The sequence below is a fragment of the Priestia sp. Y58 genome, assembly GCF_029522095.1.
GTDB classification, from domain to species: Bacteria; Bacillota; Bacilli; order Bacillales; family Bacillaceae_H; genus Priestia; species Priestia megaterium_E.
This window is the reverse complement of record NZ_JAKWFL010000002.1, coordinates 16,398-29,257: the sequence shown is the minus strand read 5'-3', so window position 1 is coordinate 29,257 and position 12,860 is coordinate 16,398. Positions and strand designations below refer to the sequence as shown.

At 32.7% G+C, this 12,860-nt stretch carries 7 protein-coding genes; all 7 read left to right on the top strand.

Annotated elements, in window-relative coordinates:
- Positions 1 to 2: 2 nt before the first annotated feature.
- Positions 3 to 980 (top strand): hypothetical protein, encoded by a 978-nt coding sequence (locus tag MMB68_RS05900; protein ID WP_277548431.1) that lies wholly within the window; start codon positions 3 to 5, stop codon positions 978 to 980.
- A 311-nt stretch (positions 981 to 1,291) separates the two neighbouring features.
- Positions 1,292 to 2,242: a sugar phosphate isomerase/epimerase family protein gene (locus MMB68_RS05895; protein ID WP_277548429.1), complete on the top strand. Its 951-nt coding sequence runs from the start codon at positions 1,292 to 1,294 to the stop codon at positions 2,240 to 2,242.
- Positions 2,243 to 3,135: 893 nt separating this feature from the next.
- The gene (locus tag MMB68_RS05890) at positions 3,136 to 3,369 is read left to right on the top strand and encodes a hypothetical protein (RefSeq protein WP_277548427.1); all 234 of its coding nucleotides are present in this window, start codon (positions 3,136 to 3,138) and stop codon (positions 3,367 to 3,369) included.
- Positions 3,370 to 3,936: a hypothetical protein gene (locus tag MMB68_RS05885; protein ID WP_277548426.1), complete on the top strand. Its 567-nt coding sequence runs from the start codon at positions 3,370 to 3,372 to the stop codon at positions 3,934 to 3,936.
- Between the two features lie 584 nt (positions 3,937 to 4,520).
- On the top strand, positions 4,521 to 4,862 hold the full coding sequence (locus MMB68_RS05880) for a zinc-ribbon domain-containing protein (protein ID WP_277548424.1): 342 nt from the start codon (positions 4,521 to 4,523) through the stop codon (positions 4,860 to 4,862).
- 107 nt (positions 4,863 to 4,969) lie between these two features.
- The gene (locus tag MMB68_RS05875) at positions 4,970 to 7,354 is read left to right on the top strand and encodes a zinc-ribbon domain-containing protein (RefSeq protein ID WP_277548422.1); all 2,385 of its coding nucleotides are present in this window, start codon (positions 4,970 to 4,972) and stop codon (positions 7,352 to 7,354) included.
- 622 nt (positions 7,355 to 7,976) lie between these two features.
- Positions 7,977 to 12,446 (top strand): PGAP1-like alpha/beta domain-containing protein, encoded by a 4,470-nt coding sequence (locus tag MMB68_RS05870; protein WP_277548421.1) that lies wholly within the window; start codon positions 7,977 to 7,979, stop codon positions 12,444 to 12,446.
- Positions 12,447 to 12,860 lie beyond the last annotated feature (414 nt).

The following is a 12,860-nucleotide window of genomic DNA, read 5'->3' as shown; positions in this document are numbered from 1 at the left end:
AAATGCTAGAGAAACCGCAACTTACCTTTCATTTGTGGCATGACAATCATATACCTGATATACCACCTGATACAATCTACATTCCAAGTAGGGGTAGACATATCGATTTAACTTTGTCTATAAGTACTAACAAAAAAAACACCCATTTTATAAGAAATAAATCAAAAATAATTTTGGACGTTAGTGGGTTTCAAATGACAGATATTGAATTTGACAATCTAGGTATTAGATCAAATCAATTTTTGTGGTGGTTTGAAAAAAGTGAAAGAGATCACAAGTTTATCCTTACTCCGCGAGAGGATATAGACCTAGAGCCCGAAGTATTATTGGAAGACTTAGAAATGCTTAACCTAAAAATGTCTAATCCACCTCAAGTTTCAGAAGTAGAACTTGTGATTAAATACTATTATGTTGATGGGATTACACAAGGTAACACTGGTATTACCTACACCTTTCCTATATTTTTGGAACATGACCCTAGACAAGAAGATGAGGATTTAAAATTAGCTCTGTCAGTTGATTGTACAGATGTTCTACTGATAAACCTTGAGGAAGGAAAAGACCAAGAAGGGGAAGGAAGTCTAACATTTTATTTTCGTCCGGGCTCGATTCCGCGGCGCATCCGTGCTCTCGCAACGACATCTTTTGTGGTTTCTTTTTCATATGATTATGAAATGCCAGGTGGAGGAGCTCTAATGACCCCACAGCATACCGAGTATATAACACTACGCCGAGGCAAGAATGCAAGGGATTGGACCATTATTCCTAACACTAGTATGCAGGCTCCATCATGGCTTCTTAAGCCGCCCAAAGGGAGCCCAATTATTGGAGCGGGGCCGGATGCAATTGTTGAGTTTGTTTTTGAACACATATTTACCACATTTTCGCCCGGAATTGCTTCAGTAAACGTGACTTATTCTGATGTACCAGGGTATAAGAAAGGGAATTTTTCACTGAGTGTAGAGAAAGTATATAAATAAGGCTTACATTTGTAACTAACATATCAGAAACACTTTAGTACTGATAGGAGCTAAATACTAACGAATAGGCTTTGTTTTGGTAAATATTTCAACTTTTAGAAATGATCTCTTTTCAAGATAGCAGAAAGTTACTTTGAAGGTTTTAGAGGTATACAATGATTTTTACATCCGTAACAGCTGACAATACCCTTTTGTTCTTTTCTCTCTAATAACCTTTCTTTGATCTATAAAATTTAAGAACTACAAATGAGTAGAATGATAAAAGGACATTAACCAGAACGTCTTACAAAATAAAAACGGAGGTAACTTTGATGAAACTTGGTTTATTTACCGAATTATTTTCAGAAAAAACGTTTGAAGAGACATTGGATTATGCTGTATTAAATGGTATCCAAGCAGTTGAGATCAGTACAGGTGGATGGTCTGGGAATAAGCATTGTAATCCTGATGAACTTCTTAAAGATCAAGAAAAGTTGAAAGTTTTCAAAGAAGCTGTGGAAACCAGAGGATTAACAATTAGTGCACTTAATTGCTATGGAAACGCCTTACATCCACAATCAGATATTATGAAAGAGTTTTATGATACATTTTATAAGACAATCCAGCTTGCACAAAAATTAGGAGTTTCATATGTAAATACCTTCTCGGGCTGCCCAGGCGACTCTGAAAACGCAAAATATCCAAACTGGCCAGTTACTCCATGGCCAAGTGATTTCGAAGAAATTTTAGAATGGCAATGGGAAGAGAAAGTAATTCCTTACTGGATTGAAATGGGTAAAATAGCATTTAGTCATGGAATAAAGATTGCTATTGAGATGTGTGGTGGATTCTCTGTTCATTCACCAGGCAGCTTGCTCAAATTGCGTGAAAGAGTAAACGATGTAGTAAAGAGTGAAGTTATTGGAGCCAATTTCAACCCGGCTCATTTGTGGTGGCAAGGTATTGATCCAGTTCAAGCGGTTCGTATCTTAGGTTCCGTTGGTGCAATCTACCATTTTCATGGTAGGGACATTTCGATGGATCAAAACAATATTGATCGCTGGGGGATTAATGACACACAGCCATTCTCCCAGGAGGTTGACCGAGCCTGGCGGTTCAGTACTATAGGTTTTGGTCATGACTTGAAAGATTGGAAAGATATGATTAGTATGTTGCGATTATATAAATATGATCATGTAATCAGTATAGGATACCAAGATGCCTTAATTTCAAATGAAGCAGGTTTCAATAAAGCAGTACATAACCTCAAGCAAATAATGTAATATCAAATTTTTAGATAAATTAAAGAACCCAACAAATAAAAAAACATCGGTTAAGCCTTAGCCAATGTTTTTTTATTTAGGTAGATATTGTTAAGAAGCTTCATTCTTAGGAAGGCGAAGAACTATTCATTCTAAGAATATGAATTTCATAATATTCAAATGTAGTGAAAAATAATTTGTGATATAGCGCACTTAAATAAATTAACTAGAAATAAAAACACTCCAGTTTACGTAGTATACAACACTGCCAGAGACAAACATTAATTCAGATTATAACAGATTGAGTTCGAAACTCTTGATATAACGGGCCTGGCCTTTTAGTAGATCAGATTTAGGATGAGTTAATTGGAGACAGTGTATTTATTTATGTCCCCAATTTTAAATTGAACATGTTAAATGAGTAATATTAGATTTATGAGAATTAAGATTGCTTTATGTACAAACTTGGTAATATAAAACTAATTAGAAGCTTATCTTGGTAAAGTAATCTTTATTTCTTAATAAAATATGTTTAATTCCAATTTAAGAGTGTTATAAAAATAAAGAAGAAAAGTATCTCTCTTATTTAATTGAAGCTAGTATAGGAGATTATAAGCAGGAGATATTAGTTGTTTTTGAAAGGGAAAAAAAAGTAGGATTGGAAACGGGGAGAGAAACTTATTATCCGTAACAATACAATAGCTATTGGCAGCATATTTGATTTTGTTCTCTTCAAAGTAAAATATATATTCATACAAATAGGATATAAATTGAAAATTAATACATTTTTGGTTGTGTGTAGGTAGATTTATTATGTAGTAAAAAGTAACTGATGTAATAAAGTCTGCTAAAAAATGTACTTTAATTATAGCTAGAGTAGTTGAGTTAAAGCTTTTTTTAGGAGGAGTGAAAAAATGGCTCCGCTGTATAAAAATGAACTAAGGTTGAATAAGCCCCAAGACGTTAGAAGAATGTTATCAAGAGTGATTAATCATTTATTAACTAGCGGAGAAATGACCAACGAGAAGGCAAAAGCTATAAATTCTCTGTCAAACACAACTCTAAAAAGTATGGAAATGGGGGAGTTGCAAGAAGAACTGGAACAACTTAAGCAAGTGGTACGAAGATTAGAAGGGAGTGACAAATAAATGAGTATTAAAAATAATATTAATATTTTAAAAAAAATGAACGAAAGAATGTACTCAAAATTAGGTGCTGAAGAACGTTTTAAAATGGTTATCAAGACATTTGTAAACGGTGATGAGGGGCAACGTGAAAAGTTAGTAAATTCCTGTCCAAAGTTCACCTATTATGAATCAGATCACGCTTATATAGAAAGAATAGAGACTTCTCGAGACATTGTAACGGTATTTATAATTCAACTTTTAGAATATGACAAAGTAATATCTATTATGAAGATTCTTAAAGGATTTAATGGTAAGGTACAAGGGATTAATGATGAGATGAAAGTAATTAGTGAAGTCCAGGCTTTTCTATTAGCGTTTGAGGCTTTTTGTGAGGAACATTTAGGTATTGATTCGAATGAGATGATTCAAGCTTGGTACGGGTATGATGAAAGATACATTAAAAAGATTAACAAAATAAAAGAATATCTAGATTTTTACCAAGTTGAGCTCGATAAAACGTTAAAAGATATTTGGTTAGAAAAAATCTTTATTAATTGCTGGGCTGATAGGTTGGAAATGCATCTGTAATAAAATAATAGTCTTTAAGGTTCTTTTTTGTAAGATTATAGAAAATATTAAGAATTCATCCACCAAAGAACATCTGCTAAGATTCGATCTTAAACTAATATTATGTTTGTGATTTTCAATGAATAAAAATTAAAATAAATTAATGTAAATAAAACCCTGTTTAAAAAATTATAAAAGTTAATTATAGTCAAAAAGGCTTGGAGTAATCCAAGCCTTTTTATGTGCTAAATTCACTGGTAATAAAGGTATAATTAATCATACTGTAGATTGTTTTTTCTCCACGTTACCAGAACTAATTACAATTTAGGAGAAGGATTTGTTGTTGTGCTTTGATACTTTAGAGAAAGGAATTAAAAACGTATTGATGATTTAAGAGTTCTGATTTCCGTTATCTGTGTAGTTTTATAAAGAAAAAAATGGTGCTAATCAATTTATTTAATGTTGTTAATTGTTATAAAACTTAAATTGGTTGGTAGTATAGAGATAGAGTCAACTGATCTTATCTGGGGTATGATAAGGTCAGATTAGTTACAAAAGGATAAAATCGGTATTTAATCATGTCACCATAATACGAGGAGAGAATTATGGCAGAAAAAAAAGAAAAGAAATATTTGCGTGATAATGCTTATCTTATGACAGAATGGAACTTTGAAAAGAATATAGATCTTGACCCGACCGCTTTGACCTGTGGAAGTAAAATAAAGGTTTGGTGGAAATGTTTAAATGGGCACGAATATCTATCTAGAATAGACCGCAGAGTAAGTGGAAGTGTATGTCCTTATTGTGCGGAGAAACGTGCTATAAAAGGAGAAACTGATTTAGTGACACTCTGTCCTGATTTTATAGAGGAGTGGCACCCAACAAAGAACGGTGAATTGCAACCAGAAGATTACACAAGAAGTAGCGGAAAAAAGTCTGGTGGATAGATAAATATGGACATGAATGGGAAGCATCAATATGGAACAGAAGCAAAGGAAAAGGGTGTCCGATTTGCGGAAGAAAAAAAGCAAGAGATAATCGCTATGAAAAATTGTTGAAAGAAAGAGGGGCGTTTGGCGATAAACATTCAGAATTATTGACTGAGTGGGATTATGAGAGAAATATAGATGTCAATCCTTATAAAATTGCTGGAAAATCAAGCAATAAAGTTTGGTGGAAGTGTGAAAAAGGACATAAATGGGAAACAGCAATTTATAAAAGAGCAAATGGTGAGGGTTGCCCATATTGCTCGAACAAAAGAGTAATGGTAGGATTTAACGATTTAGAATCACAAAATACGGATTTAGCAAAGGAATGGCACTTAACTAAAAATGGCACTTTATTACCGACAATGGTTACTGCAAACTCACAGAAAAAGGTTTGGTGGGTATGTAAAAATGGACATGAGTGGGAGGCCTTAATAAGTAATAGAAATCATTTAGGTCGAGGTTGCCCACAATGTGCCCAACTTAATAGAGGTAAAAATGTACGAAAAGGATATTTAAATAAAAGGGGATCTTTTGCTGAACATTTTCCAGAAGTTGCTTCTGAATGGAATTACGGAAAAAATGGTGAATTAACTCCGGACGACATGACAAGTTCATCGGGACAAGTTGTTTGGTGGAAGTGTAAAAGATGTGGAAATGACTGGTCGGCAGCAATATCAAACAGAAGTAAAGGAAGCGGCTGCCCCATTTGTGGAAAGGCAAAGGCAAAAGAAAATCGATATAAAAGGTTGCTACAAAATAGAGGGTCTTTGGGTGATAAACATGAAGACCTACTATTAGAATGGGACTATGAAAAAAATACAGACTATACTCCTACTCCTTATGAAATAACAGCGAATTCAAACAAGAAAGTTTGGTGGCGGTGTAGCAAATGTGGACACGAGTGGAAAGCTGTCATTCACGGACGAACTAAAGGAGGTGGATGTCCTCGTTGTGTAAAGGAGAGACAAACCTCTTTCCCAGAGAAATGTATATTCTTCTATATCAAACAACTATTTGAAGATGCACAAGAAAACCAAAAATTCGATTTTATTGGTAAGATGGAAATTGATATTTTCATTCCGTCTCTGAATATAGGAATCGAGTATGATGGACATTATTGGCATAAAGATATTTTAAAAGATAGACGTAAAGATCAGTTATGCCAAGAAAACGGAATTACTCTTATTAGAGTTCGGGAGCCTAACTGCCCTATGCCTATTGAACATCTTGTAAATACATATTACTACTATCTTAAGAATTTATCCGAACAAGAACTCGAAGAGAGTATAAAACATATTATACAGTGGATTGCATTGCATAAGCATATGCGGGTGGCTTCTACTGCCATAAGCATAGAATCAGATAGGACAGCCATATATGAGTCTATAGATATGCATGAAAAAGCTAATTCCTTACACTTAAAGTATCCAGAATTGTCCGAAGAATGGCATCTCACAAAAAATGGAGTTTTAAAACCTTCATATTTTAAATGTGGTTCAGATAAAAAAGTTTGGTGGCAATGTGAGTTAGGTCATGAATGGCAAGCTGTGATTAGTAGTAGGGTAGTTGGGAGTGGTTGTCCAATTTGTACCGGACAATCCGTATTAAAGGGATATAATGATTTATCAGCTACACATCCACTACTTATTACAGAATGGAATTACGAAAGGAACATTAATATATTACCCGATTCTATATCTGCTGGTTCTGGAGAGACAGTCTGGTGGAAATGTAAGCTAGGGCATGAGTGGCAAGCTGTTGTTTCAAGTCGTGTTGCTGGAAATGGCTGTTCCATTTGTTCGGGACAACGTGTTTTATCTGGATACAATGATTTGGCAACAAAGAAACCTGCCTTAGCTGCTGAATGGAATTACAATAAGAATGATGGGTTAACACCCGAAATGGTATCTAATGGTTCAAGTAAAAAAGTTTGGTGGAGATGCGAGCTAAGTCATGAATGGCAAGCCTCCATTTGGAGCAGAAGTAAAGGGAATGGTTGTCCGGTATGCGCAAACAAACGGGTTGAAATTGGATTTAATGATTTGGCATTTAAATGCCCGGACATAGCTAAAGAGTGGCATCCAACAAAAAACATTAACCTTAAATCAACCGATGTTGTCTATAGTTCATCAAAAAAGGTTTGGTGGAAAAGTAGTTGTGGACACGAATGGGATGCAAAAATTAGTGACAGATACCATAAAGGAAATGGCTGTCCATATTGTGCAAGTAAAAGGGTATTAGCTGGATACAATGATTTGGCAAGTCAGAATGCAGTTTTGACAGAAGAATGGGATTATGACAATAATACCTTGGAACCATCCAAAGTTACCCCAAATTCTCATAAAAAAGTATGGTGGAAGTGTAAAAAATGTAGGCATCATTGGCAAGCTATAATTAAAAATCGTAACAAGGGTCAAGGTTGCCCTCGTTGTGCCAAAGAAAAACGATAAAGAAAAGTTGTAGAAGTACCTTGATTTGCTTTATAACTGACCTATCTGTTAATAGGGATATGAAGAAAGGTGGTATAAGCTTTAGACCAAATACCACCTCTCTATAGTCAGGATACATTTTGATCACGATACATATAATGGTATATTATTTTACTTTTATGATTAATAAAAAAAGGATAAAACTTAAATGAAATCAGGAGCCTTTTAATTTTTATTTCTTCATAATTTGTATGCACACATAAAAGAACGGGATAATACGTTTTGAAAATTAAGATATTGTAACCAAGTAGCTTTATTAAAAAATAATGCTAAAAGCATAAGAAAGCAATTAACCAAGCTTCAGGGTAAAAATGCTCACAGAAATAGGGAAGGTTAATTAAATAACTTAATCTTATACTATTATTGTCTAACTCTTTGTTATAATAAAATGGCTCTGTTGAGTTTTATTTTTCTTATCATGTAAATTTAAGTTAATTTAATGTTTTTTTGGAAATAAGCAAATTGTTAAGATAACCATTAGCAACCTTGTATAACCTTTAATCTATTGATTAAAGTGACTATCTTCTTTGGTTATTGGATAGTGAGTATCCATATGGAAATATGAAAAGGGGAACATACGTATATGAAACAAATAGATTTTATTCATTCAGCTAAGAATAGAAATATTATATTATTTATTCACGGGTTTATGGGAGGACAAGAAACTTGGAATCGAAAAAATATGCCTTCTTTTCCTCAAATGCTTCGTGATGAAAAGGAAATTGCGGTTAATTTTGATATTGCTATCATCAACTACTATACAAAATTTGTGAGTTTCGAAAAGTTTAAAAACGTATATAACGGTATAAAAAGAATATTTCAAGCTCCTTCTTCAGTAGCTCACAAAAACTTAGGAATAAATGAACTTAGCGTTTCTTTAAAATCTATTATTGATCAATATTGCTCTGCATATGAAAATATTTTTATTGTCGCTCATAGCATGGGAGGAATTATTGCAAAGGCATATTTGCTTAATGAATTAGCTTCTGGCTCTGAAAGGGTCAAGATTTTCTTTTCTTTAGCTGTTCCACATAATGGAGCTGAATTAGCGACTATTGGAAAGATGTTATATAAAAGAAATGATCAATTAATAGGTTTATCAAACAATAGTACAGTCTTAACGGACATGACTCGAAGGTGGATTAGACAGTACTCCGGAATACCTTATACAGTATATTTCTATGGGGGTGCCGATAGAATTGTATCACCTACCAGCGCAATAGGGATGCAAAACGGAGAGGTAGTAAGTATTTTATGTGAACAGGACGATCATTATACAATTTCAAAGCCGGAGAGTAAAGATTCAATTGTTTATACTACGGTTAAAAATAAACTAATAAACTTTATTGAGGAGGACAAAGTAGCTCTTGAAGAAGCTGCCTTAAAAGGAGATGGAAATCCTGGTTTTTCTCTAGAATCTCGACAATCAGAAGTTTCAAGCAGTGAAAATGATAATACACAAGCTTCTAGGTTATCTCCTTCATTTAGTTACCCTATGGTAGAAGGGCATATACCAAGAAAAGTAATACAATTTGAAAAATATAATACTAATTCTTTATTAATTAATAACGAAGATTTTAAAGATCTGCTAGATGTAGTAAAGGAAAATAAACATGTAGTTCTCTTAGGTGGAGCGGGTACTGGGAAATCTGTGGAAATGAGACACATTGCTGCTATTTGCTCACAAGAGTCTTCTTTATTTATACCTATATTGATAAAACTAAATAAGTATGTGCCCCGTAGCTTAAATGAAGTAATAAGTGAGTTTTGGGCTGAATGGAATTTAGTTTCGGACAATAGATTGTTGATAATTCTTGATGGTTTAGATGAAGTTGAAAGTCATTATAAAAAAGATGCAATAAAGTACATAGAGCTGTTCAGTGAACAGCATCCAGAAGCGCAAATTATAGTTTCGTGTAGGCAAAACTTTTATCAAGCAGAGAATGAACATTTTTCTGGTACATTACAAGGTTTTGATACATTTTTACTTTACAATTTAAATCAACAAAATGTAGATTCATATATTGATTCATTTTTAGGAAGGACAAAAGCACAAAAATTTAATATGCTTATTGGGAATACTAATATGAAAAGCCTCATAAGCATTCCTTTTTATCTAGTAAGAATTCTCGATAGGTATTTTAAGTCTGGCATATTACCGAAGAATAAGGCTGGTCTTTATCAAGATTTAATAAAAGAAAGTCTATATAATGATATAGAACATTTTAAGAACGCAATTGATCTGAGTAAAGAGGAACAAAGGTTAATGGTTTCTTTAGAAACTGTAGCACTTAGTATGGAAGATTTGGGTAGAAATTATTTAACAGATCAGGAATTCACTTTAGTTATAGATGAGAAAACTAAAGAATTATTAACACATTGTACTTTATGGAAAAAGAGTGAAGAAAACGGTGAAATTAGATGGCAATTTGAGCACAATAATTTTCAGGAATTTCTGGCGGCTAGGATTTTATCAAGACAGGAATTTGAAACAATTAAGGATTTTCTTTCGTTCTCACCCGAGCATAGGAAAGTGATCCCAAGTTGGGTAAATACCTTATCTTTTTTAGTGAGCATCATGGACTGCAAAGATAAAAGGTTTATTGAATTATTAGAATGGCTTAGTGAAAATGATCCTGAGATGGTCATTCAGTTTGAATTAGATAAAATTGATGAATCACTAAGAAACCAAATATTTCAGCACATTTTTAATTATTACGAAAAGAAAGAAATCTGGATCAATAGAGGTAAATTTGATTTAAAAGGTTTATCTAATTTCGGAAATACTCTTCCTAATGTAGAGTTCTTAATGGACAAAATTCTAAAAGGTCACTATACATCGCGCATAAATGCATTAAGGTTATTGGAATTTATGAAGATTCCTATTTCCAAGAAGTCTATTCTGAGTATTAGATTGACTGACATAGTAGTTAATCACAAAGAGCATCGAGCGGTCAGAAGTACAGCTTTAAGAGTACTGACAAAGTATAAGTGGGGATCTTCTGAGCAAGTTGAAAAGATAGTATCCAAAATAAGAGAATCATCGGATGATATGTTACGTACTTATTTATACAGATATTTAGCTGAACATAATCATATTGAGGAGAATATTGACGTTTTCTTGGAAGGAATAAAATATGTTAAATTTAATTTTAGTAGGTCAGAGTCAAGGTTAATTGATGAAAAGGTAGAGCTAGAAAAAGGACTTAAAACAGCAAAATCCCCTTCAAGTATGATTAAAATTTTGCAGTTTTTTAATCAAAATACCGAAAAAATCCAAGATTTATCAGGGGATATATTTGAAATTATCGGCATTAATTCTTCGATAGCTTACAAAAATGATATTGAAATTTTTGATTTAGCCTTCACCCTATTTAAAACTCTCCACAAAAAATATTGGACTAAAGAGGCAAAGGAATTTTCTGTTTTCTTCGATGAAAGTCAGACAAGGCATAAAGCTATAGAATTGCTTTTTGAGCAACGTGTAGATCAAGATAGCTTAAGAACACTAGGCTTTTTAATTGATACACACTCTATTGATTTTGTGTCACAAAAATATTTGGAACATGAACTATCCGATAAGGATATTTGGACAATACAGCAAGGAATATATACTGAATACCTTTATAAGACATTTAATAAATGTATGAATGAAATTTCAGGTAATAAATTTATCCTTCCTCCGACTAGAGACTATGAACAGGAACGTAGAGAAAGTTTGAAACATGACATTGCTTTGTTATTTAATAAAGAGACATTCCTTAAAGAAGTTCAGGTTATATACGAGAATGAAGGGAAAGAAAGTTTTACCCAAGACGAGCTAGTAGACATAAGGCTAGGAGGACGAAAAAGGAATAATTATTCTACCATTGTTATTGATCAAATATATCACATAGCAGAAAGTGAACCTGCATTGTATGAGAAGGTAATTGAAATTATTGAGAATTTTGATTGGAATACCTTCACTATAATTAAGATATACGAAATAATGTCTTCCTCGTCAGAAGTTAAGCTTACTGACGATCAAGTTCAGTGGGTTTCAGACTGGTGTATTAAAAATGTAGAGTCTGTCGATTTTAACACGGCTTGCCGACAAGCGGAAAATGGAGGAATTACTACAAGCGTTGAAGCAATAATTTTTTGGTACTTCTTAAGGAAATATAATTTAACTTATCCAAAAAAGATAATGTTTGATATGATTTCTTTTGATTGGATAGAAGATAGTCAATTATTAGGAATAAAATACCTAGAACAATATCTTGATATTGAGGAAATGTCTGAAAAAGTTTGGGTGAATTTACAAAATGGGATTGAATTGGACGATATATTAAATAATCATTTGGATTTTTGTAAGAGACATTCTATCTATGATGTAATACCCTATGCTTTAGAGGCGATTTCTGATTCGACTAGAAGTTTTACAACTAGAACTACTGCTTTAGAAACATATCTGGAATTATCTCAGGATAGAGAGGTTCTAATTAGTAAATTAACAAATATTAATGATGATTTTAAATGGGAGGTTATAAAAAAGATATTTGATAATGATATAGGCGTCAAATGTGAAACATATTTACTTTCTGTAATGAGAGAGTCAGACTTAGAAGAAGAACAATTAAAATCGATAAGTTTCCTTATTAAGCTGCAAAATATTGAGGCTTTGAAATTTTATGTTGGTTGGATAGAGAGACAAGTTGAACGTAGAAACTTAATAAAAGACCCCGTGAGTTTAGCTAATGTGCAAGTAATTGAAGCGTTACCTTACTTAATGGATTTACTTGCTTTAAGTTATACCGAGGGCTTTGAACAAGATGAATTTAACCCTCTAGATGTTCAAATTAAAAATGCACTAACAAATATTTCATTGAAATCAAAGCAATATTTCAATGAAGTCCAAACAGTATTAGAAGTTTTCATCAGAGATAACAAACACCTTAAATTTATAAATTTTTTACATTTGTTCGTTGAAGATTTAGAATCTAAGTATTATATTATGCTTCAAAGTAGTAAAGATATTTCTGAAGTAATACAACGTTTACCTTCTAATGAGTAAGCTGAAAATTTAAAGAGAAAAACATAGTTATTCATAAAGACATATTAATATAATAAGGATAAAAGGTGGCTTTAATTATGAAGTTTCTAAGTAACTGAGGGATGCAAACTAATTGAGGATTAGACATTTATACATTTACATTAAATTATTTAAGACGAATCTGTTGCTTGGGAAGCGGGGAATCGTTGGAATTGATGTACGTTTGTTAATTTTTCACAAAAGGATAAAACAATTGTTTACTAGTATGGTTACTTTTGAACAAAAAAATTAATATGGAATAGCTGAAAGTTTGTGCAAATGCGATTATAGAATAAGCAAAAACATGATATAAAGATTAGTTTAGAATAAAGGCCCTCTCTGATCGAGTAAGGCCTTTATTGTATTCATCATTAAATTAATAAGAGAACTGCTTCT

Bases quoted from the DNA above. Each gene is read 5' to 3' on its own strand.
- MMB68_RS05880 (WP_277548424.1), top strand. From the start codon at position 4,521: ATGGCAGAAAAAAAAGAAAAGAAATATTTGCGTGATAATGCTTATCTT.
- MMB68_RS05895 (WP_277548429.1), top strand. From the start codon at position 1,292: ATGAAACTTGGTTTATTTACCGAATTATTTTCAGAAAAAACGTTTGAA.
- MMB68_RS05900 (WP_277548431.1), top strand. From the start codon at position 3: ATGCTAGAGAAACCGCAACTTACCTTTCATTTGTGGCATGACAATCAT.
- MMB68_RS05890 (WP_277548427.1), top strand. From the start codon at position 3,136: ATGGCTCCGCTGTATAAAAATGAACTAAGGTTGAATAAGCCCCAAGAC.
- MMB68_RS05885 (WP_277548426.1), top strand. From the start codon at position 3,370: ATGAGTATTAAAAATAATATTAATATTTTAAAAAAAATGAACGAAAGA.
- MMB68_RS05870 (WP_277548421.1), top strand. From the start codon at position 7,977: ATGAAACAAATAGATTTTATTCATTCAGCTAAGAATAGAAATATTATA.